This window comes from Pseudoalteromonas sp. C2R02 (genome assembly GCF_018860845.1).
In the GTDB taxonomy this organism is placed as follows: domain Bacteria; phylum Pseudomonadota; class Gammaproteobacteria; order Enterobacterales; family Alteromonadaceae; genus Pseudoalteromonas.
Genome location: NZ_JAHKQC010000027.1, coordinates 38,794 through 64,215, shown reverse-complemented (window position 1 = coordinate 64,215; position 25,422 = coordinate 38,794). Strand labels below are relative to the sequence as shown.

24 protein-coding genes are annotated in these 25,422 nt (G+C 35.6%); 11 read left to right on the top strand and 13 right to left on the bottom strand.

Features of this window, described 5'->3' with window-relative positions; all coding sequences use genetic code 11:
* The first annotated feature begins 52 nt into the window (after window positions 1–52).
* The 8 genes from sfsA to KO527_RS09505 all read left to right on the top strand — a co-directional run bounded on the left by sfsA (window position 53) and on the right by KO527_RS09505 (window position 6,401).
* A complete protein-coding gene (gene sfsA, locus KO527_RS09540; RefSeq protein WP_216040083.1) occupies window positions 53–775 on the top strand; it encodes a DNA/RNA nuclease SfsA in 723 nt (240 codons plus the stop codon).
* Window positions 776–997: 222 nt separating this feature from the next.
* On the top strand, window positions 998–1,438 hold the full coding sequence (gene dksA / locus KO527_RS09535; RefSeq protein WP_216040082.1) for an RNA polymerase-binding protein DksA: 441 nt from the start codon (window positions 998–1,000) through the stop codon (window positions 1,436–1,438).
* An 18-nt stretch (window positions 1,439–1,456) separates the two neighbouring features.
* Window positions 1,457–2,383, top strand: a complete 927-nt coding sequence (gene gluQRS / locus KO527_RS09530) for a tRNA glutamyl-Q(34) synthetase GluQRS (protein ID WP_216040081.1) — start codon at window positions 1,457–1,459, stop codon at window positions 2,381–2,383.
* A 220-nt stretch (window positions 2,384–2,603) separates the two neighbouring features.
* The gene (gene pcnB, locus KO527_RS09525; RefSeq protein WP_252733592.1) at window positions 2,604–3,965 is read left to right on the top strand and encodes a polynucleotide adenylyltransferase PcnB; all 1,362 of its coding nucleotides are present in this window, start codon (window positions 2,604–2,606) and stop codon (window positions 3,963–3,965) included.
* Complete coding sequence (gene folK, locus KO527_RS09520) at window positions 3,965–4,462, top strand: 2-amino-4-hydroxy-6-hydroxymethyldihydropteridine diphosphokinase (protein ID WP_216040079.1); 498 nt, start codon at window positions 3,965–3,967, stop codon at window positions 4,460–4,462. Before pcnB ends, folK begins: the two co-directional genes overlap by 1 nt.
* Before the next feature lie 28 nt (window positions 4,463–4,490).
* Window positions 4,491–5,285, top strand: a complete 795-nt coding sequence (gene panB, locus KO527_RS09515; RefSeq protein WP_216040078.1) for a 3-methyl-2-oxobutanoate hydroxymethyltransferase — start codon at window positions 4,491–4,493, stop codon at window positions 5,283–5,285.
* A complete protein-coding gene (gene panC, locus KO527_RS09510) occupies window positions 5,285–6,139 on the top strand; it encodes a pantoate--beta-alanine ligase (protein ID WP_216040077.1) in 855 nt (284 codons plus the stop codon). The genes panB and panC overlap by 1 nt, the downstream gene beginning before the upstream one ends.
* Window positions 6,132–6,401, top strand: coding sequence for a hypothetical protein (locus KO527_RS09505; RefSeq protein ID WP_216040076.1), 270 nt, complete (start codon window positions 6,132–6,134; stop codon window positions 6,399–6,401). Before panC ends, KO527_RS09505 begins: the two co-directional genes overlap by 8 nt.
* 40 nt (window positions 6,402–6,441) lie before the next feature.
* On the opposite strand, the gene KO527_RS09500 is transcribed toward KO527_RS09505, so the two are convergent.
* Window positions 6,442–7,644 (bottom strand): alpha/beta fold hydrolase, encoded by a 1,203-nt coding sequence (locus KO527_RS09500; RefSeq protein ID WP_216040075.1) that lies wholly within the window; start codon window positions 7,642–7,644, stop codon window positions 6,442–6,444.
* A gap of 309 nt (window positions 7,645–7,953) precedes the next feature.
* Here KO527_RS09500 and KO527_RS09495 point away from each other — a divergent pair, with 309 nt between their 5' ends.
* Window positions 7,954–8,163 (top strand): cold-shock protein, encoded by a 210-nt coding sequence (locus KO527_RS09495; protein WP_216040074.1) that lies wholly within the window; start codon window positions 7,954–7,956, stop codon window positions 8,161–8,163.
* A 163-nt stretch (window positions 8,164–8,326) separates the two neighbouring features.
* On the opposite strand, the gene KO527_RS09490 is transcribed toward KO527_RS09495, so the two are convergent.
* From KO527_RS09490 to phoB, 3 genes are all read right to left on the bottom strand, one after another.
* A complete protein-coding gene (locus KO527_RS09490; protein WP_042148106.1) occupies window positions 8,327–9,292 on the bottom strand; it encodes a phosphate ABC transporter substrate-binding protein PstS family protein in 966 nt (321 codons plus the stop codon).
* A 160-nt stretch (window positions 9,293–9,452) separates the two neighbouring features.
* On the bottom strand, window positions 9,453–10,754 hold the full coding sequence (gene phoR, locus KO527_RS09485; protein ID WP_216040073.1) for a phosphate regulon sensor histidine kinase PhoR: 1,302 nt from the start codon (window positions 10,752–10,754) through the stop codon (window positions 9,453–9,455).
* 27 nt (window positions 10,755–10,781) lie between these two features.
* Window positions 10,782–11,471, bottom strand: a complete 690-nt coding sequence (phoB, locus tag KO527_RS09480; RefSeq protein ID WP_042148112.1) for a phosphate regulon transcriptional regulator PhoB — start codon at window positions 11,469–11,471, stop codon at window positions 10,782–10,784.
* Between the two features lie 178 nt (window positions 11,472–11,649).
* Here phoB and KO527_RS09475 point away from each other — a divergent pair, with 178 nt between their 5' ends.
* Window positions 11,650–13,254, top strand: coding sequence for a response regulator (locus tag KO527_RS09475; protein ID WP_216040072.1), 1,605 nt, complete (start codon window positions 11,650–11,652; stop codon window positions 13,252–13,254).
* A gap of 303 nt (window positions 13,255–13,557) precedes the next feature.
* Here the strand turns inward: KO527_RS09475 and fba are convergent, their stop codons facing one another.
* From fba to tkt, 4 genes are all read right to left on the bottom strand, one after another.
* Window positions 13,558–14,622: a class II fructose-bisphosphate aldolase gene (fba, locus tag KO527_RS09470; RefSeq protein ID WP_216040071.1), complete on the bottom strand. Its 1,065-nt coding sequence runs from the start codon at window positions 14,620–14,622 to the stop codon at window positions 13,558–13,560.
* Window positions 14,623–14,773: 151 nt separating this feature from the next.
* Window positions 14,774–15,949: a phosphoglycerate kinase gene (locus KO527_RS09465; protein ID WP_216040070.1), complete on the bottom strand. Its 1,176-nt coding sequence runs from the start codon at window positions 15,947–15,949 to the stop codon at window positions 14,774–14,776.
* A 57-nt stretch (window positions 15,950–16,006) separates the two neighbouring features.
* Window positions 16,007–17,020, bottom strand: a complete 1,014-nt coding sequence (gene epd / locus KO527_RS09460) for an erythrose-4-phosphate dehydrogenase (RefSeq protein ID WP_216040069.1) — start codon at window positions 17,018–17,020, stop codon at window positions 16,007–16,009.
* 201 nt (window positions 17,021–17,221) lie between these two features.
* On the bottom strand, window positions 17,222–19,222 hold the full coding sequence (tkt, locus tag KO527_RS09455) for a transketolase (RefSeq protein WP_216040068.1): 2,001 nt from the start codon (window positions 19,220–19,222) through the stop codon (window positions 17,222–17,224).
* 330 nt (window positions 19,223–19,552) lie between these two features.
* On the opposite strand from tkt, the gene metK reads away from it, so the two are divergent.
* Complete coding sequence (metK, locus tag KO527_RS09450; protein WP_216040067.1) at window positions 19,553–20,740, top strand: methionine adenosyltransferase; 1,188 nt, start codon at window positions 19,553–19,555, stop codon at window positions 20,738–20,740.
* A gap of 73 nt (window positions 20,741–20,813) precedes the next feature.
* Here metK and KO527_RS09445 read toward each other — a convergent pair whose 3' ends face one another.
* The 5 genes from KO527_RS09445 to KO527_RS09425 are packed head-to-tail and all read right to left on the bottom strand — an operon-like array spanning window position 20,814 to window position 25,376.
* Window positions 20,814–21,284 carry a 3-phosphoshikimate 1-carboxyvinyltransferase gene (locus tag KO527_RS09445; protein ID WP_252733590.1) on the bottom strand — a complete coding sequence of 157 codons (471 nt, stop codon included), beginning with the start codon at window positions 21,282–21,284 and terminating at the stop codon, window positions 20,814–20,816.
* On the bottom strand, window positions 21,268–21,969 hold the full coding sequence (locus KO527_RS09440; protein WP_216040066.1) for a VpsP family polysaccharide biosynthesis protein: 702 nt from the start codon (window positions 21,967–21,969) through the stop codon (window positions 21,268–21,270). The genes KO527_RS09445 and KO527_RS09440 overlap by 17 nt, the downstream gene beginning before the upstream one ends.
* A gap of 1 nt (window position 21,970) precedes the next feature.
* A complete protein-coding gene (locus KO527_RS09435; RefSeq protein WP_216040065.1) occupies window positions 21,971–22,696 on the bottom strand; it encodes a CpsB/CapC family capsule biosynthesis tyrosine phosphatase in 726 nt (241 codons plus the stop codon).
* The gene (locus KO527_RS09430) at window positions 22,693–24,897 is read right to left on the bottom strand and encodes a polysaccharide biosynthesis tyrosine autokinase (RefSeq protein WP_216040064.1); all 2,205 of its coding nucleotides are present in this window, start codon (window positions 24,895–24,897) and stop codon (window positions 22,693–22,695) included. Before KO527_RS09430 ends, KO527_RS09435 begins: the two co-directional genes overlap by 4 nt.
* On the bottom strand, window positions 24,897–25,376 hold the full coding sequence (locus tag KO527_RS09425; RefSeq protein WP_216040184.1) for a polysaccharide biosynthesis/export family protein: 480 nt from the start codon (window positions 25,374–25,376) through the stop codon (window positions 24,897–24,899). The genes KO527_RS09430 and KO527_RS09425 overlap by 1 nt, the downstream gene beginning before the upstream one ends.
* Window positions 25,377–25,422: the final 46 nt, after the last annotated feature.

Genomic DNA, 25,422 nt, shown 5'->3' with positions numbered 1-25,422 from the left:
ACAAAAGTGTACTATAGCGCAGTTCACTACCAAAATAATTGAGACTAAATAAATGAAATTTAGTAGTACCTTAAGTTCTGCCACTTTAATTAAACGCTATAAACGATTTTTAGCAGATATAACGCTACCTGATGGTGAAGTCAGAACAATACATTGCGCTAATACAGGTGCAATGACAGGATGTGCAGAGCCTGGCTTTAAGGTTTATTACTCCACAAGCGATAACTTAAAAAGAAAATACCCAAATAGTTTAGAGCTTTGCCAAAATAACGCAGGTGATATGATTTGTGTGAATACCGCTTTGGCTAATAAAATTGTCAGTGAAGGCATCACAAATAACAAGATCCCTGAACTAAAAGGCTATGAAACCTTACAGCAAGAAGTAAAATATGGTGATGAAAATAGCAGAATTGACCTATTATTAACTGATGACAAACAAACCGATTGTTATATCGAAATTAAAAGTGTCACACTTTTAGGGCAAGATGCGCAGCATAATGGTCAAGGTTACTTTCCTGATGCAGTCACAACCCGAGGGCTAAAACATATAAGGGAGTTAATAAGCATGAAACAGCAAGGACATCGCGCTGTTTTATTATTTTTAGTACAGCACCAAGGGATCAAGAAACTATCGCCTGCTAGGCATGTAGATGAAAAATATGCCGACGGTATAAAACAAGCTTTAGATGCAGGTGTTGAGATTTTATGTTACAACACAGATATAGATATAAATAATATTGTGATAAATAAATCATTACCATTTTTACCTGTATAATGAACAAATCGTAAATTATTAAAACCGTGATTTTCTGTAATAACAAAAACAATGACTTACACAAAATCGTTTAAAGAATAATCAAGTTTAAATACTTATTTTTAAAAAGATATTCGTTAATTTAGCTTTATATTACAATAATCCTTGCTAATAGGCTGAGTTCTTGCTATTTATAGCCGCCGAATTTATATCGGGATTGAGAATAAGGATTAGGAGTCAGATATGGCAGAGCAAAAAAAATCAGGTCAATACGCTTACGCGGATATCCCACCGTATCAAGAAACACCTGGTGAAGAGTACATGAGCGATGATCAATTAGCTCACTTTAAAAACATTCTTGCTACTTGGCGTACTCAATTACGAGAAGAAGTTGACCGTACAAAAAACCATATGCAAGATGAAGCTGCAAACTTTCCAGATCCAGTAGATAGAGCAGCTCAAGAAGAAGAGTTTTCTTTAGAATTACGTACCCGTGACCGTGAACGTAAATTAATCAAGAAAATTGAAAAAACGCTTAAATTAATCGAAGAAGATGATTTTGGTTTCTGTAATTCATGTGGTATTGAGATAGGTATTCGTCGTTTAGAAGCCCGTCCTACTGCTGATTTATGTGTAGACTGTAAAACTCTTGCTGAAATTAAAGAAAAGCAAGCTGGTCATTAATAATAACTAATCAATTAATTGAATAGTTCATTATCAGGGGCATATCGAGGTCGATTTGCCCCCTCGCCTTCTGGACCACTTCATTTTGGTTCACTTGTTGCTGCACTTGCCAGCTTTTTAGATGCCAAATCACAATCTGGTCAGTGGTTAGTTCGCATTGAAGATATCGACACCCCACGCATTGTCAAAGGTGCGAGTGATTTAATATTAAAAACACTCGACGCTTATGGATTGCACTGGGACGAAGAGATTTGTTATCAAAGCAAACAACTCGACTTTTACCAACATCATTTAGAACCGCTACTTAATGCTAATCAGCTTTACGCCTGCCAATGTACACGTAAACAAATTAAAGCGTTAGGCGGCATATATAACAATGCCTGCAGAGATATCAATCTACCTTTTGATAATCAAGCCATTAGAATTAAGCAAAATTACCCAGTAAAAACGTTTAATGATGCTGTTCAAGGACAAGTATTAGTCGCTGAAACATTTGCCACTGAAGACTACATATTAAAAAGACGTGATGGTTTATTTGCTTATCAACTAGTTGTAGTTCTTGATGATATTAATCAGGATATTACGCATATCGTGCGTGGTGCCGACTTACTTGAACCTACAGTAAGGCAAATATCTTTATTTAAACAATTTAATAAAAAAGCACCTAACTTTGCCCATGTGCCATTAGTTGTAGCCGAACCGGGTTTTAAATTATCTAAGCAAAATTATGCACCTTCCATCGACATAAGCAAACCACAACTAGCACTTTATGATGCTTTACGTTTTTTGGGTCAAAATCCACCGATTGATTTAATCAAAGAAAATGTAGCTGATTTAATTAATTGGGCTGTTGTTCACTGGGATCTTACAACTGTACCTAGAGTGAATGAAATACAACTAATCAAGAATGATAACGCTCCTCACTGTCAATTTTTAGCTCTTTAATAAAAAATCAATCGCTCAAGCGCATATTTAGTGAGTTTACTCAGGTTTATACTTAAATTTTAAGCTGCTCTGGTATATGATACCCTCCTTAAATTTAAATTTTATTTCACTATGCATTAGGAGACTTGTTATTATTTCCAAAATATTTGATTTTTGCCGTAAAGTTGTCGGGCAAAATGGACAAAAAAAAACCGAAGATCAATCTCAGGAAGTAACAAGTATGGGTTCACCTCAAGTCATTGAACGCTCAGAACATGGCGTATCAAGAAAAAGCTTTAGCCCAAATGCGCTAAAAGTTTTATACCGTTTAAAAGATGGCGGCTATGATGCTTACTTAGTAGGTGGTTGTATTCGTGATGCGCTACTAGGTATAGAACCTAAAGACTTTGATGTTGTAACCAATGCCACTCCAGAACAAATTAAAAAACAATTTCGTAACTGTCGTTTGATCGGTAGACGTTTTCGTTTAGCGCATATTGTATTTGGCCGCGAAATCATTGAAGTTGCCACTATGCGTGGTCATCACGATGCCCCTGAAGATAAAAATCAAGTAAGCCAATCAAGTGAGCAAGGTCAGTTATTAAGAGATAATGTGTATGGTAGCATAGAAGAAGATGCTGAACGCCGTGACTTTTCTATCAACGCCCTATATTACTCGGTAAAAGATTTTAGCATCCGTGATTTTGCAGGCGGTATGGAAGCCATTAAGAATCGTAGTATTGAATTAATCGGCGATCCAGAAACAAGATACCGTGAAGATCCCGTACGTATGTTACGTGCGATTCGTTTTGCTACAAAACTAGATATGACGATTTCACCTAAAACAGAAGCGCCGATTTACGAGCTTTCATCGCTATTAGGTAATATTCCATCGGCACGTTTATTTGAAGAGTGCTTAAAACTTTTCTTAAATGGCAAAGCAGAACAAAACTTTTTATTATTAAGAAAATACGGTTTATTTAAAGAGTTATTCCCTGCGCTTGATGCATTAATTGAAGCATCGCCTGAAGGTGATGAGTTTAAACTCACTAAACAAATGTTTATCAATACCGATAAGCGCATTAATGCTGATAAAAAAGTAACACCCGCTTATGTTTTTGCTGTATTGCATTGGTATCCATTGCAAAATCGCTGCGCTAAATTAATGGCAGAACAAAAACAACCTGAGTATGAAATTTTCAATCTGGCAATTAATCAAATTCTTTCTGAAAGCTCAAAACATATTGCCGTACCAAAACGCTTTACATTAGGCGCTAGAGATATTTGGCATATTCAACAACGTATGCCTAGACGTACAGGTCAGCGCCCATTTAGATTAACACAGCAACCAAGGTTTAGAGCCTCTTATGACTTCTTATTATTAAGAGCCAATATTTCTGGCGGCGACCTAGTTGAACTTGCAGATTGGTGGACGGGTTATATCGATAAGGATGCACAAGTTCAAAAGCAAATGGTGCAAGACTTTAGCAGCCCTAAAAGCGCTAATGACTCAGATAAACCAAAAAAGCGCCGCAGACCTCGCCGTCGCAAACCAGCTAATGGCAATGTGCAAAATAACAATGAAAATAAGTCTGTAGAATAATGTCTCAATATCACACTGTATACTTAGGTTTAGGGGCTAACCTTAATGACCCTATAAACCAATTAAATCAAGCAGTGTCTGCATTAAAAGCATTACCTGATACTGACGATGAAATTAAGGTTTCTGCATTTTACAGCAGTAAACCTATGGGCCCACAAGATCAGCCTGATTATGTAAATGCAGTTGCCTGTATTGAAACAAAATTACAACCATTAGACTTATTAGCGTTAACACAAAAAATTGAACTTGATTTAGGCCGCGTTAGAAAAGACGAGCGCTGGGGGCCAAGAACCCTTGATATAGATATTCTATTATTTGGTGAACAAACTTTAAATTTACCGACCTTAACTGTGCCTCACTATGGCATGACATTAAGAGAGTTTGTTATTTACCCATTATTAGAAATAGCACCTAATATCACGATGCCTGACGGGATAAAAATTTCAGATTTACAAAAATCAGTGCCATTAAATGGCCTTTCAAAAATTCAACTTTAGACTTTTGAGTAATAAATAGAGAACAATAATGTCAAAAATCACTGTATCGACTTTAAGAAAAATGAAAAATGAAGGCACTAAAATAGGTGCTTTAACTGCATACGATGCGAGCTTTTCAAGCTTATTTGAAGATAATGGCGTTCATGTTTTATTAGTTGGCGATTCAATGGGCATGGTATTACAAGGTGGTAGCGATACTTTAGCTGTTACTAACCAAGATATTGCCTACCACACTAGATGTGTACGTGCGGGTGCACCAAGTACTTTTGTTATTGCTGACATGCCATTTATGACTTATTCAAATATTGCTGATACCTGTAAAAATGCAGCTGAGCTGATGCGCGCAGGCGCTAATATGGTAAAGCTTGAAGGTGGTGAATGGCTTTATGATTCAATCACAGCATTAACACAGCAAGGCATTCCAGTATGTGGTCACTTAGGTTTAACACCTCAGTCAGTTCATGTTTTTGGTGGATTTAAAATTCAAGGTAGAGAACAAGAACAAGCACAAAAAATGATAAGCGATGCTAAAGCATTAGAAAAAGCAGGCGCACAGCTATTAGTGCTAGAATGTATTCCTTCTGCCCTGGCTAAACTTATCACTGATGCAGTGAGTATTCCTACTATTGGCATAGGTGCAGGTAACCTAACCGATGGTCAAATATTAGTAATGCATGATCTAGTTGGCATTTCGGCTGGTTACATTCCTAAGTTTTCTAAAAACTTTTTATTAGAAGCTGGCAATATGCCTGATGCAGTTAAAAAATATATGACTGATGTTGCAAGTGGTGAGTTCCCTGCAAAAGAGCATGAGTTCAACTAATGAAAACAGTTACTGAAATTTCAGCATTACGCCAGCAAATCAAAGCTTGGAAACAAAGTGGCTTAACCGTGGCTTTTGTACCAACAATGGGCAACTTGCACCAAGGTCACTTTTCATTAATAGAAAAAGCAAAAACACTTGCCGATAAAGTTGTTGCCAGTATTTTTGTCAATCCAATGCAATTTGGCGCAAACGAAGATTTAGACAGTTACCCCAGAACATTAGAGCAAGATCAGCAAGGTCTTAAAGCCTTAGGCACCGATTTATTATTTACACCTACGCCTGATATTATTTATCCTAAAGGATTAGATGCACAAAGTTTTGTAGAAGTGCCAGGTGTATCTGAAGGACATTGTGCAGGAACACGTCCAGATCACTTCAGAGGCGTATCAACAGTTGTATGTAAATTATTTAATTTAGTGCAGCCTGATATCGCCTGTTTTGGTGAAAAAGACTTTCAACAACTGCAAGTGATCCGCACTATGGTTGAAGATTTATCTATGCCTATAGATATTATTGGTGTATCAACTAAACGTGAAGAGTCAGGTCTCGCTAAAAGCTCTAGAAACGGTTATTTAACAGCACAACAACAAGATGTTGCTAAAGTATTGTATGCTTGCCTGCAACACTCTCAAAAAGCCTTACAAAGCGGAGAGCGAGATTATTCATCTATCATTCAAACTGCTAAAAATACTTTATCAAAAGCAGGTTTAAAGCCTGATTACTTTAACATTTGTAATAAAGCTGATTTAAAAGAAGCTAAAGTTGATTGTAAGAGCTTTGTAATTTTAGCGGCTGCCTTTTTAGGTTCTGTTCGTTTAATTGACAATATACAAGTTGATATAAATGATTAATAAATTGATGACTTTTACTTTAGTTTTAGTGTCTTTATGTGTTTTATCGGCATGTAGTTTTAATACCTCTAAAGAAGTCAGTGAATATAAACTTGAAAGCAAACGCTGTGGCCAAAAATACTATCAATGTAATATTGTATGTAAAGGCAAAAATACAGGTCAAAATGTGGGTTTTGAAGTCTGTAATGCAAAATGTATCGATAAACAAAATCAATGTTTAGAATTTGCTAAGCGCTTAAAAGTCGCAGTAGAAAAAGATTAAAGAGATAAATATAAAAGTAAGTAGATTAACTTTAATTTACTTACTTTGTTAAAACCTGCTTCAATACCTGCATCATATCATCAAATTTCGGATTAAAAGTAAGTCGTGCGTGCGCCTTATCAGGCTCTTTATAGCCCCAAGCCGAATACCATATATCTCCTTTTTTATAACACTTGCTAAAAGCTGCATCTGTTTGACCATTGTCACAAATGCGATACCCTGAGGGAAAGCCAAAGTAGGTATTATCAGGCTTAAATAACATGCCCATGTGTGAATAATTACTTACCTGGTACTTATCTGATTTAGCCGAATAAACAATAATACGATTATCCTCAAAGTCAGGTTTATTACCAAACCAAACAAGTTTTGAATTTTTATGTGTAAAGTTTTGACTAAAATATTTTGCCACAGCTAATACATCTACAACTGAATCAGCTTCGCTCAAAACCATAAATACAGGTTTAGTAAATAGCTTCTTTTCCAATTTATTTTGCACATCACGGCTTGTGTAATAATATTGCGCAAATGCATTACTCGGTACTGGTGAGTATCGCGCTATATTAGTCATATAATTGGGTGACTTTAGCCAAGGCCAAGGCTTATATAAGGGTAATAATGGGCTGAGGCGGGCTAATTTAGTTTTAGCTTTAAATGCGGGTGAGAATAAAATAAGCCCCTTTATAGCATTATCAGACAAGGCAGCACTGGTTACTAAATTAGCGCCTGTAGAGAACCCTCCCAAATAAACATTGTCTACTTGTGCTTTTAATGCATTGATCTGAATATCAACCAGCCTTACCCAAGCATCTGATGATACGGATAGTAAATCTGCAGGGCGAGATCCATGCCCTGGTAGCAACAAGACTCTGACTAAAAAGCCTTGTTTATTTAACGTTTGTGCAATATCTGAGAAATAATATGGAGAGTCACCTAAACCATGAACGAATAAGATACCTTTGGAATTTTCAGAACCTGAATTCAATTTAGCAGGCAGCTCAAAGGGTGTATTAAATTTAAGCTCTTTGGTTCGATTTTGAGTTAAGAAAACACGATTATCACTTAACCAATTTTTAGCTGCTAATTGATATGCTTCAAAGCTCTTGAACTCTATGGGTAACTGACTGGGTGATTTTTGATAAACAGCATGCTTAGGCACATTATTTTGCGCACAGCCTAATTGTATAATAATTAAGCTACCCATAATAAAACGCAGCAATAAAACTTTAAATTCAAGTCTGAACATAATAACAACTACTTTAATGTTTTTTACTTTGGAAACAATCATATAATAAATTAAAAATAAATGTATTATTATCACCTTAGATACATTGACTAAAAAGCGATCGTATATATACTTAAAATTAGCTTGAAAATACGTTTAATATTTATGCAATACTTTATCGATGTAACACTTAATAATACCTCGTCCTGTTTTCATAAGTAATAGCACTATATTTCAGCAAAACCGCTGTTAAGTGCTACGGCCTAATTTAACAAAATAAGTCGTTATCTTAGTAGCAACAATTACTCTTGAATAAAATAGGATCGAACGATGTCAAATACAACTACTGGTACTGTAAAATGGTTTAATGAATCTAAAGGCTTTGGATTTATTGAACAAGAAAATGGCCCTGATGTTTTTGCTCATTTCAGCGCTATTGAAAGTACTGGTTTTAAAACGCTTGCTGAAGGCCAACGTGTACAGTTTACAGTTACACAAGGTCAAAAAGGTCCACAAGCAGAAAAAATCACTGTTATCTAAATCAGGTTACCACCATTAGATAATAAATAAGAGGAAGCCAAATCGCTTCCTTTTTTATTAGCTAAATTTTGAAGATCTGACAATTATAGTTTGAAGTGATAAAACGAAAAAACCGCCCTTTCGGGCGGTTTGCTGCTTTAATAATTCAGGGTAAATTGAACTATTATAATCCGATTTTAGCTAATTCTTTTTTAACTAATTTAGCTGAAAGTGGTACATAACCATCTTTTTCAACAATGCCTTGACCTGTTTTAGACAATACCATTTGTAAAAATTGCGCTTCAATTGGTGCTAATGGCTTATTTGGGTGCTTGTTTACGTAAAGATATAAGAAACGAGATAATGGGTATTTACCTTTCGCTACATTATCTAAAGTTGCATCAACATAGTTTGTGCCTTTTTTAGCTAGCGGTACAGTACGAACACCTGACGTTTTGTAACCAATACCTGAGTAACCAATTGCATTTACTGATGAAGAGATTGACTGTACAACTGAAGCTGAACCTGGTTGCTCATTTACGTTACTACGGAAATCACCTTTACAAAGTGCTTTCTTTTTAAAGTAACCGTAAGTACCTGATACAGAGTTACGACCGTATAATTGAACATCTTTACCAGCCCAGTTACCTTCAAGGCCAACATCGCTCCAACGATTAACTTGAGAACCAGAACCACATTTACGAGTTGAAGAGAAAATTGAATCAACTTGAGAAATCGTTAAACCTTCAATTGGGTTATCTTTATGTACAAATACTGCTAAAGCATCAATTGCTACACGAATTTCAGTTGGTTTGTAACCGTGACGCTTCTCAAAAGCTTCTACTTCTTTTGACTTCATTTTTCGGCTCATAGGACCGAAATTTGAAGTACCTTCCGTTAATGCTGGCGGCGCAGTTGAAGAACCCGCAGCTTGAATTTGAATATTTACATTAGGGTAAATACGTTTGTATTCTTCAGCCCAATAAGTCATCATGTTTGCTAATGTATCTGAGCCTACAGATGAGAAGTTACCAGTTACACCGCTTGTTTTAGTGTATTCTGGAATTGATTTATCTAGTGCAGCAACATTAGCTGAAACTAAAGTTGTAAGTGTTAGGCCCATAGCGGCAACTAAATTTTTAAATTTCATTGGTAACTCCAATCTTTCTCAATTTGTGAACCTCAACTATTTGAAGTCCGTTCTAATTAACTGCCGCTATTATTCATCTTTTAAATGACAGTTAGATTACTACTTTATGACACTTTTATGACCTGCAAATAAAGTGTCATATTTTCTAATTCTATCGAATCTACTTAAGATTTTTTACACGTTCATTCGAAAAACTAAAGGAAAAACAAGAACCTTCACCTACAACACTGTCAATATTCAAATGTGATTCATGACGTGATAAAACATGTTTTGTGATAGCAAGCCCTAATCCTGATCCGCCTGTTTTACGAGAACGTGCCTGATCAACACGATAAAAACGCTCTGTTAAACGACCTATATGCTCAGGCCCAATACCCTCGCCATTGTCATGAACAGCAAAATGCGCTTCACCATTTTTCATCTGCCAAACAATACGAATATGACCTGGCTCAGGTATATAATGTATCGCATTAAATATTAAGTTAGAAAAAGCACTTCTTAATTCTTCAGTTTTTCCTAATATAGATAAATTAGCATCGACCTCTAACTCTATAACATGCTTTTTATCCGCATTTAATGTTTCAGTTTGAACCAAAATGAGCTTTAACATATTTGGGATATCAACTAATTCATCTTGTTCCGTTTTACGAGGCCCTTCTATACGGGATAAAATCAGTAATTGATTTACAAGCCCGTTCATTCGTTCACACTGCTCCGACATAGTACCGTGTGCTTTCCCCCAAATCCCTAATGGTGGCATAGCGTCAGCATCCATCATTTCAAGGTATCCTGAAATAACAGTAAGCGGTGTTCTCAGTTCATGAGATACGTTAGCTACAAAATCTTTTCTTATTTGCTCTAACATTTTTAATTGAGTCACGTCTCGCACCACAACCATCAGCTGTGTTTCATATGGCATCACACGAAATTCTAAAATCTGTTCAGTGCCTAAAGGAGAGTCAAGCTCCAATGGTTCATGGAAGTCATTATTGTTCATATATTTGGCGAAATCAGGGTGACGAATTAAATTATCTAATCTTTGACCACTGTCACTCGGCCATTTTAATCCAAGCACTTGAACTGCCAGTTTATTACACCACACAATGCTGAGATCTTTTTGTAAAACAATGACAGCATCAGGAACCGCTTCTGCACCTTCTCTAAATCGCCTTATCAAACCTGCTAATTCATTTCGCTTATCTCTGTTTCTATGCTGTAACCTGTAAATACCATCAAAAATTTGCTCCCAGCTACCCTCTCCTTCAGGCGGATTAAAGCTTTTTTGATTGTGCAGCCAATCGCTTAATTTATATAACTGCTTATAATGCCAAAATAATAGGCTTGCAGTTCCAAGGAATAAAAGTAAAAAAGGAGCCCCGATTAGGACTCCGATCAATGATAATGGTAAAAAATACATAAATAAGCGCTGTATTAAGGTGCGCTTATTGATCACTCTGAACATAAAGTAACCCTAGTTATTTGGTTTAAATTAAACCTTATTTGAAAAACGATATCCTGAACCACGAACAGTTTGCACTAACTTATCATGTGCACTTGTGATCGCCTTTCTTAAACGACGAATATGCACATCTACCGTACGATCTTCAACATATACATTAGTGCCCCAAACTTGATCTAACAATTGCTCTCGGCTATAAACACGCTCAGGGTGGGTCATAAAAAAGTGTAATAATTTAAATTCTGTAGGTCCCATATCAAGCTCTTTACCAGCTGATGTGACACGATGTGAGATTGGGTCTAATCGTAAACCATGCACTTCAATAGACTCTTCTAAAGCTGTTGGAGATACTCTGCGGATCACAGCTTTTATACGTGCCATCAGCTCTTTAGGAGAAAAAGGTTTAGTAACATAGTCATCAGCCCCCACTTCTAAGCCTTTAATTTTGTCTTCTTCTTCGCCACGTGCTGTGAGCATGATGATTGGAATTTTTCGAGTATGATCATTTTGTTTAATTTTTTTAGCTATTTGAATACCACTGGTATCTGGTAGCATCCAATCTAATAAAATTAATTCAGGATATGGTTCAACAGCAAGTGCTTCCATAGCAGAATCATAATCTTCAGCTTCAACAGCTTGATAACCGTTTTGCTCAAGTACAAACACCAACATTTCTCTGATGGGCGCTTCATCATCAACTACAAGTATTTTTCGTGACATTCCTGATTATCTCTCAAAGTTCCTAATTACATTCATTATTATGATTAAATATGACAGTTTTATGAACCTTGATTAGATATTAGCCCATAACTGCTATTTATTGCATATCGATTTGCTTTGACTGAAACAATTTAACAGATACAATCACTTTATTAACATAATAACAATAATAAACAACATGAATTCTGATACGGATATTAAACTCAATATATTACTAATTGAATCTAACTTAAGTAGCCGCTCTCATCTTAAGCGTATTCTAAAACAAAGCGGTTGCCTTAACATCACAGTAGTAAAAAATGGTGCAGAATTAATATCGAAACCTAAACTACTTGATTTTGATTTACTGATTTTAGATTTTGATATTGATAACTGCTTCACTGGTACTGAATTCATAAGACAATTACTGACTCTTAAAATTCTGCAAGATCATACCCGAATCATTTTTATAACAGATCAGGCAGATAAAGTATCTGCAGATTTACCATTTAGGTACGTTACAACTGATATCATCGAAAAACCAGTAAATCATGCTAAATTAACTCAAAAACTACAGTATTTTGACGCTAGCTCAAAAAGGTTGAAATTGTTACTAAAACAATTATCTAAAGCTAATGGCATACAAAAACAAAATATATTACAACATGCGCAATTTGTTGGATTAGATAATCAAGAAAAAAATGAGCTTAACCTAATCAAAGCAACAAATTTATTAAAATGTGATTTACCTGGTACAGCTTTAGATACATTAAAAACGATAAGTAATGCAGCTATACAAGCAAGTGCTCAAATAGCACTGTTTAATTTATGTGGTAACGAAAGTAAATTTAAACTCACTTTACTTAAAATGCAGTCATTAAATATACTTTCTAGAAAACAAATTTTATATAAAGTTCACCATGCTATTAATAAAAAAGAATCATTTCAGGCATTAAAAATATTTGATAACTTAGATGAGTTTTCATTTACCACTGAAGAAGTAGAGTTAAAGGCCCTTTTAATACTTGAAAACCATTCAATTGAAGAAGCCACTGATTATCTACAACAAAAACTAAGAACCACATTAGAAAACCAGCATTATCGAAATTCATTATCTTTAACATGGATCAAATGTTTAGTCTTAGATCGCACACTTAACCATAAAGCGGATCAGGAGTTTAATGAATTATTTGCACTGCGTTGTAAAAAAGCTTGGTCCGAGATAAGCCAAAATCAAAGCCCTATTGATATGTCAGGATATCAAAATGTAATAAAATTAATTTTAAACATTTGTTTAGAACCTGAAAATAAAGATAAGCACTTATCAAAACTCAACATTCTGATAAAACAGCCGCAGGACTGCCATAAACAGCTTTTATTGACCTGCGCACACGCATTATTAAAGCAAGTAAAAGTACTGCACAATTTATATAACAAACGTTTATCTTTAATAGGTATGATGGATCTGAGTGCTCAAGAGATTTCATTCAACTATTGCATGAACAAAGTATTTAACGATCAATTTAGAGATCCAAAAATAAAAGCAGCGCTATTTAATCGCTGGGGTATAGATAAACAAAACCAAGGAATGAGTTTTCAGGCTTTAAGTCAGTTTTCACAAGCACATCTGTTAATGCCACTTAACAGTGTGTATTTATTAAATTTTTTAAATACGATGCAAAGTTTAAATATCAATAAGTATTGGCAATTCTCGCAAAAAAATCTTATAAAACATGCACAAACACTTGAATTAAATAGCCAACAGGATCAGAGACTAAAGCAACTTTCAGTAGAGACTCTATGATCTTTTAGATCAAATAATTACCAACTAAAGTAATCATATTTAAATGTCAGATCATTTTTTTACTTAGATGATTTTAATTTGATAAAGTTTGATTAATTTTCAGACATAAATAGTTGGTAATTTACTCTAAAATGACTGAACAACTTAATAAAAACGATCTTAATGACTTATATTACGATCTAAGTAAGTAAAAAACTGATCCCAAAGCCCGCTTTATGATCCCTCTTAGTAATATTATGATCCACGCACAAAAAAGCCCTCATTGAGAGGGCTTTCATTTTAAAAGGCAATTAGCCTATTAAATTACTTTACTAACGCATTTAACTCGCCAGCAGCATATTTCATTGACATAGCATCAAGTGAAATTGCTTTAAGTTTGTCTGCTTGACCTGCAGTACCAAACGCTTCGTAGCGATCAATACAAATGTCAGTCATAGCTTGTGTCGCTGCAGCTAAAAACTTACGAGGATCAAAATTAGCTGGATTTTCAGCTAAATGACGGCGAACAGCACCAGTAGATGCTAAACGTAAATCTGTATCGATATTTACTTTACGTACGCCATACTTGATACCTTCAACGATTTGCTCAACTGGTACACCGTAAGTTTCTGGCATTTCACCACCAAACTCATTGATCACTTTTAACCACTCTTGTGGTACAGATGAAGAACCGTGCATTACTAAATGTGTATTTGGAATGCGTTTATGAATCGCTTTGATTTGATCAATTGCTAAAATATCACCCGTTGGTGGACGAGAGAACTTGTAAGCTCCATGAGAAGTACCACACGCAATTGCTAGTGCATCAACATTTGTTTTCTTAACAAAGTCAGCTGCTTCTTCTGGATCAGTTAACAGTTGATCTAATGATAATTTACCAACAGCACCAATACCGTCTTCTTCACCCGCTTCACCTGTTTCTAATGAACCAAGTACACCTAGCTCACCCTCAACTGAAACACCACATGCATGTGCCATTTCAACAGTACGGCTTGTAACATCTACGTTGTACTCATAAGTAGAAGCTGTTTTACCATCTTCAAATAAAGAACCATCCATCATTACTGATGAAAAACCTAATTGGATTGAACGCTGACAAATTGCAGGTGATGTACCGTGATCTTGATGCATAACAACAGGAATATGTGGCCATTCTTCAATTGCAGCTAAAATCATATGACGAATGAAAGGGGCACCAGCGTATTTACGCGCACCAGCTGAACCTTGTACGATCACAGGACTGTTTGTTTTATCAGCCGCTTCCATTATTGCACGCATTTGCTCTTGGTTATTTACATTAAACGCCGGAACGCCGTAACCATTTTCAGCTGCATGGTCCAAAAGTTGACGCATACTAATTAAAGCCATTTTGCTTTCTCCAATTGTTGATAGTATTCACTCTTAGATTAGTCTAAGTAACTTACTATCGGGTTTTGAACGAGTAATTAAATAGCTAAATTTATTTGTGAGAGTTAAATTTAGCTACTTTTTGTTTTAGGGAATAATCCCTCTTGCTACATTATTTTGCGCGTTGCTCTAACATTTCAACAGCAGGTAGCTTTTTGCCTTCTAAGAACTCTAAGAATGCACCACCGCCAGTTGAGATATAAGATATTTTATCTGCAACATTATATTTATCAATAGCAGCTAACGTATCACCGCCACCAGCGATTGAAAAAGCGTTAGACTCAGCAATTGCATTTGCGATTGCTTCAGTGCCATTACCAAACTGGTCAAATTCAAATACGCCTACAGGACCATTCCAAACAACTGTGCCTGCATTTTTAATAATTTCGGCCAATGCGTTTGCAGAATCTGGACCAATATCAAAAATCATATCTTCGCTTGTTACATCTTCAACATTTTTAAGTGTTGCTACTGCAGACTCTGAAAACTCAGAAGCAACAACAACATCTGTTGGTACTGGAATATCACCATTATTAGCTTGAGCTGCTGTTACTAAGCGCTTAGCTTCATCAATTAAATCAGCTTCAAATAATGATTTACCTACTTGATGATCTGCTGCTGCAATAAATGTATTGGCAATACCACCACCACAAACAAGTTGATCAACGATCGTAGATAATGAATCTAATACTGTAAGTTTAGTCGAAACTTTAGAACCACCAACAATAGCAACAAATGGACGCGCTGGATTATCTAGTGCTTTACCTAATGCTTCTAGCTCAGCAGCTAGAAGTGGACCAGCACATGCTGTATTTGCGTGTAAGCCGACACCATGCGTTGAAGCTTGAGCACGATGCGCAGTACCAAATGCATCCATTACATATACATCACATAAAGCAGCTAATTGTTTTGCAAGTGCTTCGTCGTTTTTCTTTTCACCCTTATTAAAACGTACGTTTTCAAAAACAACAATTTCGTTGTCATTAATTTCTACGCCGTTTAAGTAATCTTTTTCAAGACGAACATTTTGCTCTAAAGCATCATTTAAATAATCAACAACAGGTGATAATGAAAACTCATCTGCAAATTCACCTTCAGTTGGGCGACCTAAGTGAGACATTACCATTACTTTAGCGCCTTTTTCTAAAGCTAACTTAATAGTAGGTAAAGAGGCACGAATACGTGCATCAGAAGTCACTTTTCCATCCTTGACTGGCACATTAAGATCTTCACGAATTAATACACGCTTACCTGATAAATCTAGATCTGCCATTTTAATGACTGACATGAAATTCTCCTTAGTTAATTAAATACTGCACTTAAATTTTGGGGTTAATTAATTTCTTTATTTGGCAAGCATCATAGCTTTAGCCGTATCTAACATGCGATTTGCAAAACCCCATTCATTATCACACCACACTAAACATTTCACTAAACGCTTATGGCTTACACGGGTTTGAGTTCCGTCTATAATGCTCGAATGTGGGTCATGATTAAAATCAATTGATACTAAAGGCTCTTCTGTATAGCTTAAAATACCCGCAAGTCTTTCGTTGCTAGTTGCTGATAAAACTTGATTAACTTGCTCTATGGTTACATCGGTATGAGTTGTAATGCTTAAATCCATTGCCGTAACATTTATTGTTGGTACGCGCATTGCGATTGCTTCAAAACGACCTTCAAATTTTGGTAAAATTCTTTCAATACCACGGGCTAATTTTGTATCAACAGGAATAATAGATTGGCTAGCAGCACGCGTGCGGCGTAAATCCGGATGATAAGCATCAATTACTTGTTGATCATGCATAGATGCATGAATAGTTGTAATTGCACCAGATTCGATACCAAAAGCATCGTCTAGCACTTTAATCACTGGCACAATGCAATTTGTAGTACATGAGCCATTTGAGACTATCAAATCTTCTGCATTCAACTGTTCATCATTAATACCATAAACAATCGTAGCATCCATGTCTGAGTCAGCAGGTTGTGAAAATAGTACTTTTTTGGCACCAGCGTTAATATGCAACATGGCATGCTCACGAGAATGGTATATGCCGGTACATTCAAGCACAACATCAATATTTAAATCTTGCCAAGGTAAAAATGCGGGAGACTTTTCATTGAAAAGCGCAATACGATCTTCTTCAACAGTTAAATAGTTATCATCAAGAGAAACATCAAATTTAAAACGACCATGGGAAGTATCGTATTTTAATAAATGTGCGATGCCTTTAGGATCTGCAAGCTCATTAATTGCGACTATTTGAAATTGATCGGTGAGGTTTGCTTCATATAAAGCACGTACAATATTACGGCCTATTCGGCCAAAACCATTAATTGCTAATCTTATTGCCATTGAAGTAAAAAGTTCTTAAAGAAGCCATATCAAATTTGGTGGTATTGTAATCGACCTTGCCCCTGAACCCCAGAGAAAATTGCCATTTATTTTATGAGAAATTTTGAAGTTGATTTTTGAGCATAAAAAAAGATCTTTGTTTTATCGACAAAGATCTTTTTTAAGTAATTAATACTACTTTACTAGCAGTTTAATTTTTTATTAAAACAATTCGTTTGCTTTCGCTACGATGTTATTAACTGTAAAACCAAAGTGTTCAAATAACTCGTTAGCAGGTGCAGACTCACCAAATGTCGTCATACCAACAACAGCGCCATTTAAACCAACATATTTGTACCAGTAATCGGCGATGCCAGCTTCAATCGCTACGCGACGTGAAACCGCTGCTGGTAATACTGATTCTTTATATGCAGCATCTTGCGCTTCAAATACATCCGTAGATGGTAATGAAACAACACGTACTGTTTTACCTGACTCACGTAACTGTGTTGCTGAATCTTGTGCTAATTGCACTTCAGAACCAGTTGCGATTAAGATTAGATCAGGGTTATTATTAGCTGCATTACAAGATAGTACGTAACCACCTTTTGCTACGTTTGCTAACTGCTCAGCAGTACGCTCTTGTTGTGCTAAACCTTGACGTGTAAAGATTAGTGAAGTTGGGCCATCTTTACGTTCAATTGCCGCTTTCCATGCAATTGCAGATTCAACTTGGTCACATGGACGCCAGTTATCAAGATTAGGTGTTAAACGCATGCTCGCAATTTGCTCTACCGGTTGGTGAGTTGGACCATCTTCACCTAAACCAATTGAATCATGTGTATATACAAAAATTGCAGGTTGCTTCATTAATGCCGCCATACGTACAGCATTACGTGCGTATTCCATAAACATTAAGAAAGTTGCACCGTAAGGAATAAAACCTTTATGCAATGTAATACCGTTCATGATTGCCGACATACCAAATTCACGTACACCATAGTTGATGTAGTTACCTGATGCATCAGTACCTGTTAAGCTTTTAGAACCATCCCAAATTGTAAGATTAGAACCAGCTAAATCAGCCGAACCGCCCATAAACTCAGGAAGCATAGGACCAAACGCATTTAATGCATTTTGTGATGCTTTACGTGTCGCGATACCTGAAGGGTTAGCTTGTAACTCTTCAACATATGCTTGAGATTTTTCAGCCCAATCAGCTGGCAATTCGCTGTTTTGACGACGTTCTAATTCTGCAGCTAATTCTGGGTGTGCAGCTTTATATGCATCAAATTTTTCGTTCCAGCTAGACTCTGAATCAGAACCTTTTGCTTTAGCGTCCCAATCAGAATAAACATCTTCAGGGATTTCAAATGCGCCATGTTCCCAGTTTAAGAATTCACGTGCAGCTGCAATCTCGTTATCTCCTAATGGAGCACCGTGACAATCATGGCTACCTGATTTATTTGGTGAACCGTAACCAATAACTGTTTTACAACAAATTAATGTTGGTTTAGAAGTCTCTGCACGTGCTTCATCAATTGCTGCACGAATTTCTTCACTGTTATGACCATCAACATTAGCAATGACATGCCAACCGTATGATTCAAAACGAGCTGGAGTATCATCAGTAAACCAACCTTCAACTTCGCCATCAATTGAAATGCCATTGTCATCCCAAAAAGCAACTAATTTACCTAAACCTAATGTACCCGCTAATGAACATGCTTCATGAGAAACACCTTCCATTAAACAGCCATCGCCTAAGAAAGTATAAGTGAAGTGATCTACGATATCGTGACCTTCACGGTTAAACTGTGCGCCTAAAGATTTTTCGGCAATCGCCATACCAACAGCATTAGTAATACCTTGGCCTAATGGACCTGTAGTTGTTTCAACACCTGGTGCATAACCATACTCTGGGTGACCTGGCGTTTTAGAATCCATTTGACGGAAATCTTTAAGATCTTCAATTGAAAGTTGATAGCCAGATAAATGAAGCAAAGAATATATCAGCATTGAACCATGACCATTTGAGAGTATAAATCGGTCACGATCAACCCATTCTGGGTTTGTTGGATTATGCTTTAGATAATCACGCCATAAAACCTCAGCGATATCCGCCATACCCATAGGGGCACCCGGATGACCTGATTTGGCTTTTTGAACGGCGTCCATTGATAGGACTCTAATAGCATTTGCTAGTTCTTTGCGAGATGGCATAACTTCTTCTACCTTCAATTTTGTGCGCTGGAAATAATTTAAGTTTTTACTAAATTGCAGGTTTGCAAAAATAGAACAGCCATTCTTACTTATTAAGGATTCTTGAGCAATAAAAACCCCTACAAATTTTAAGTTCTTTAGTTTTTTTCATACAATTTAGAATATTAACGCTATAATTTATAACGTTTAGACGTCTAGGCGTAAAAAAACTATGAAATTGTAATCGCTTCAGATAAAATACATCCATTATTTTTACCTAGCGCATGCTTCACCTCCATAGACAACTTGTAGGTGTAAAAACCAGCGCTCTCTATTGTGAGTATACATAAAATGGCGAAACATTTTTTTACTTCTGAATCAGTATCAGAAGGTCATCCGGATAAAATTGCTGATCAAATCTCTGATGCTGTATTAGATGCCATCATTGCTAAAGATAAGCATGCGAGAGTTGCCTGTGAAACTATGGTAAAAACGGGTGTTGCGATTATCTCTGGTGAAGTATCAACTAATGCTTGGGTTGATTTAGAAAAACTTACACGTAACGTGATCAGTGAAATTGGCTATACATCTTCTGATGTAGGTTTTGATGGCGAAACATGTGGTATCATGAATTTAATTGGTCAACAGTCTCCAGAAATCGCACAAGGTGTTGATCGTTCAAAACCTGAAGAGCAAGGCGCTGGTGACCAAGGTTTAATGTTTGGTTATGCAACAAATGAAACACCAACATTAATGCCTGCACCACTTTACTACTCTCATCGTTTAGTTGAGCGTCAAGCTGAAGCGCGTAAATCAGGTATTTTACCTTGGTTACGTCCAGATGCTAAATCTCAGGTGACTTTTGTTTATGAAGATAACAAACCAGTAGCTATTGATACTGTTGTTTTATCGACTCAGCATAATCCTGATATCAAGCAAGACGATTTAGTTAATGCGGTAATGGAAAATATCATTAAACATGTTTTACCAGCTGAACTATTAACTGAAGATACTAAATATCATATCAATCCAACGGGCCGTTTTGTAATTGGTGGTCCGGTAGGTGATTGTGGTTTAACTGGTCGTAAAATCATTGTTGATACATACGGCGGTATGGCACGTCACGGCGGCGGTGCTTTTTCTGGTAAAGATCCATCAAAAGTTGACCGTAGTGCTGCATACGCAGGTCGTTATGTTGCAAAAAATATCGTTGCTGCTGGACTTGCTGATCGGTGTGAGATTCAAGTGTCTTACGCTATTGGTGTTGCAGAGCCTACATCTATCTCTGTTGATACATTTGGCACAGGTAAAGTATCTGAAGAACGTTTAGTTGAACTAGTACGTGAACACTTCGACTTACGTCCTTACGGCATTACTAAGATGTTAGATTTATTACATCCTATGTACCAACAAACTGCTGCATACGGGCACTTCGGTCGCGAACCATATGAAATGACTGTAGGCGATGATACTTTTACAGCATTCAGCTGGGAAAAAACAGATAAAGCAGACGCATTAAAAGCATCTGCAGGTTTGTAAACTAACTCTATTCTAGAGAATAAAAAAAGGTGAAGCTTAACTTCACCTTTTTTTATGTCTAATTATTGAATTACTAAAAAGTCGATTTAAACCAATCCCAGATACCTAAAGAAAAGTCATCAAATATATTAATGCCAAGCGCTGATTTAATAAGATATAAAATTAAAAGTCCTAACCCTGCACAAAAGCTCAAAAAAATAGTACCAAAAAATGCTTGTACCAATAAACCAAATTGTTTTTCTGCCCGAGTTAATTCTCTTAAATTTCTTCCAGCTACAAAAACATAATAATAACGATAGCGGAAAAACTTTACTGTACTTCTAAAATCAACCGCATGTTTACCCCAACTCCTAGCACTAACGGCTATTTTTAAATTTGCTAATTGCTCCTCAGTAAAACTGTCTTGCACATCTTCAGGCATTTTCTCTAGTAATTTTTTAAGTCCACAATCATGTTTTAAACTCTGCCTTATTTTTTTATTTTCATCTTCAAAGCCTACTTCGGCTCCATTTAGGAGTTTACTTTCTTTATTTGCAATATTCATTTTTCACCCAAGATGAAGATAAACTTTTATATTTTTGATTAAACTTTATTTGAATACAGATAATGTGAGCTACCCCATACTCTTCGGCATTAATTAATATGTTTTTTAATAAGTGAGGATGATTAGTAAAACTCTCTAACAGTTTATAAAAAAGCAGGGTTTGTGTTGAATTTAAATCAGAGAGATTTTGCATATATATATCAAACACCTCTAAAATAACCTCTTTCTTATAAGGTCCATAAAATAAAGCTTTATCTATATAGCTTTGAGTTTCAATAGATAAGCCTTCGATTAAAGAATTTATTCTAGCAAGATCACTCCATACAATAGGCCAAGACTCTCTATAAATTAGGGAGGTTTTATATATTTCTTTTATTTCTTTTATTTTATGCTGCTTTTCAAATTTACTTATTATTCCCCAATGAATAATTTTGCCTTTAGTATGTAGATAATGAGGGTTTTCAGAACTATAACTGATCGCTTTATTTATTGCTAAAAGTGCATCATCATAGTCTCGTCTATTATCCACCAATTCAGACCTAGACCATTCATCAATATGATAACTTGCATTGAAGTACCACATACTTGCTAATGCCCACTGAAAAGAAATAAACGCAAATGCCAAAGTCAGAATAATTAATAAACTGATACAGAAATCAGTTACTGAACTATTTAATTTTTTCATATTATCTAAATAATGATTTAGTAATATCATAAGGAGTTTGATGAAAAATCTTGTGAGAAGTTTCTTCTCCTAACAATTCAGTTACTTTATTGTGAGCAATGCTCAAGATAGGCGGCCTACGTTGAATATTGTGGCTATCTGAAGCGACTACATCAATCACACCATCAAGCAATAACTTTTCAGATAATAATTGTACTTTTTGGCCAAAGTGACCTGTTAATGAAGAAGCTGTCAATTGGAATAAACAGCCTAAACTTTGAAATTGTTTGATTTTTTCGGGAGCTTTTAATATATCTCGATTTCGCTCAGGATGAGCTATTAAAGGCTTTATATTATGTAATGTGAGCCATCGGATTAACTTTTCACATCCATGAGGAACATGGCTATGAGGTAGTTCTAATAACAATACTTTTTGACCTTCAACTTGTCCTATAAATGGAATTCGACCTTGCTCAATTTCTGGTAGTAATTGTGCATCTATCCTTACCTCAGCAGCATAGGCTATATCTAAGTTAATATTATTCTCTGATAATAAAGCTTTAAGTTCATGAACTTCGGATTTAATTTTATATATCGTATTATCAAATCGACCAAAATGAATATGAGGTGTCATCACCATACGCTTTATACCATCTTTTTCAGCTATCTGAAAAAGAGACAAAGATTCATCTTTGTCTCTAGCGCCATCATCTATTCCTGGAATTAAATGGCTATGAATATCTATCATGCTTTGCTAGCATTGTGAGCATTACCATATTCATAATAATATGCATTTTCATCTTTACTAACCGTGGCCATATCTAACTGGTTAAGTACAACACCACCCACTTTTGCATTTGCTTGTAACAACTTACCTATGCCTATTTTTGCAATTCCTGTGCGTGTATCATCAGATTTCACAACATACAAGATAGAATCTGCATATTTAGATATTATTAATGCGTCACTAACAGCTTGAACCGGTGCTGTATCTATCACCACCTTATCAAATTTAATTCTCACCATGTCTATAACTTCACTGAATTTTTCAGAAGACAATAATTCAAGTGGGTTTGGCGGTAATTGACCACAAGGCATAATAGTCACGCCAGATTGCTCATCAACATAAATACAATCTTCAAATTTTTCAGTACCTGCAATCAGATTGGCAATACCAGGATGATATGAAGGGATACCATATTTTTTACATAAGCTAGGTTTTCTCATATCAGCATCAATTAACAAAACATTTTCTATTTGTGCTAAAGCTGATGAAAAACTAACAGATACCGCACTTTTACCCTCATTTGGTAATGAAGATGTCACTTCAATTACTGTATTATCAGAGTCTAAGTGAGTTAATAAAAAATTGGTTCTCAAGGTTCTAACCGACTCTGAATAGCCTTTCTCTGAAGCATCAAAAAATTGATGTGTATTAATTTCCTCACCTTTTTGTAAATTTAGTAAAGGCAAAGTCCCTAAAAGGCGTTGAGATAAAATGCTTTCCACATCACTCACACTTTTAAAAGTATCATTTAAAAGCTCTCTTAGAATTGCCAAACCAATACCAAAAGCGACTGAAAAAATGAATGCAATAGCCACTAGTTTCTTTTTATTTGGTTTAATTGGGTAACGGGGTTCCATCGCTTTTTCAACAAAAGTTACCGGTTCTGAATTAAAATCACCTGTTACTTGTGTTTCTTTCGACCGCCTTAAAAACTGGTTAAATAAGTTTTTATTAGCTTCTACATCACGTAATAACTTATGAAAAGTTAATTCTTTTTTACTCACGTCTTGGTATTTTAACTTTGTAAGTGTTAATTCATTTTGTAATCTATTTAATTTATCTTCAGCATTTAACACTGATTGATCAACTTCATCAATAAATCCAGATATCCTATCATTGAAACGACTTTTTAAAAGCCTTACTTCTTCTACAGCAGCCTGCATGACAGGATGTTTAGGTCCATATACTTTAGATAACTCAGCATGTTTTAATTCTGAACTTAAAAGCTGAGCGTTGGCATTTTTAATTAATTCATGATCTTTTAACTCTGAGATAAATTTCAGCTTATCATTTTCCCCATGTTTATTTATTAACTGAGCGATAGTCTTTAGCTGTATTAACTCATTTCTTGCTTCATTGAATTGTTCTGTTAATAATGTTACTTCATTGTCTATCATGGTCACAGCGCCATCGATATCAACTAAGTTCTCTTGCTCTCGATACCTTTGTAATTTCTCTTCTGAAGCATCTAGTCTTACTCTTAACTCATCTAAACGACCACCGAGCCATTGAGATGCCTTCTCAGTTATGCCTAATTTTGCTGCCATCTGAGTTTCAATATATATTTCACCCACCGCATTTGCAGCAGCAGCTGCCACCTCTGGATTTGGGTGCTCAAAATAAATTTCAACCAAATGGCTCCAACCAACACGTTTTACCTTTAGGCTTTTTTGAAATATTTTGACTTTCCTTTGAATTTCATAAAGCGCTCTTTTTTCAGGTGAAATACGAACAACTTCCTTCTTAGGTAAAAATGGTATGCTATTTTGTAGCTTATCTAATAATCCTAATTCACTTTGAAGGCTTTTATCAGGTGATTTATACATATCTAGCTTGCTAATTACTTTTCTTGCAATATCACCTGACTGTAATAATTCTAACTGAGTAATCCCATACTCTTGTCTTTGTGTATTAGCAGCATAAACTTCTTTAACAGAAACGGCTTGAACTCTAGCAGAATCAAAAAGGATGGTTGCTTTAGCTTGATAAACAGACTGAATATTAGCTAAAACTATGGATACCAAAACAGTAATTAGAATTGCAAAACCAACAATTAAAAACTTGTATTTTAATACAGTTTTTAATAATCGATTGATATCTAAGCCTTTAGCCTGATCTAAGCTTAAGTTATCTTGTATATTTATATTCGAATGCGTATCCATTAAAAAAACCTTCGCTCTATTGTTACAGTATCACCAGCATTTACTTTTGTTTTTAGCAAGGCTTGATTTTGCATTTCTTTACTACCTTCCCTGTATATATACACCTTTTCGGTTGAGGCTCTTTCTGTTAATCCGCCAGCAAGGGCAATTGCTTGATTAATTGTCATACCAGGCTGATAAGGGTACCCCCCCGGAGTTCTAACTTCTCCATGAATATAAAAAGATCTATATTGAGTAATATGAACAAAAACATTGGGATTAATTAAAAAATCACCATTTAAGCGTGCGTAAATATTATTTTGTAACTGTTTCGCTGTTAAACCAGATACTTTAATATCACCGAGAAAGGGGTAATTTATTTTTCCGCTGTTGCCAATTTGAGTATTTAAAGTCAAATCATCCTGCCCATAAACCTTAATCTCAATATGATCTCCTGAACCTAAAATATATTCATTATTAGCAAAAGCATTCATTGGCATAAATAAAACTAAACAAACTAAATATAAAAAATTTTTCACAACCTTC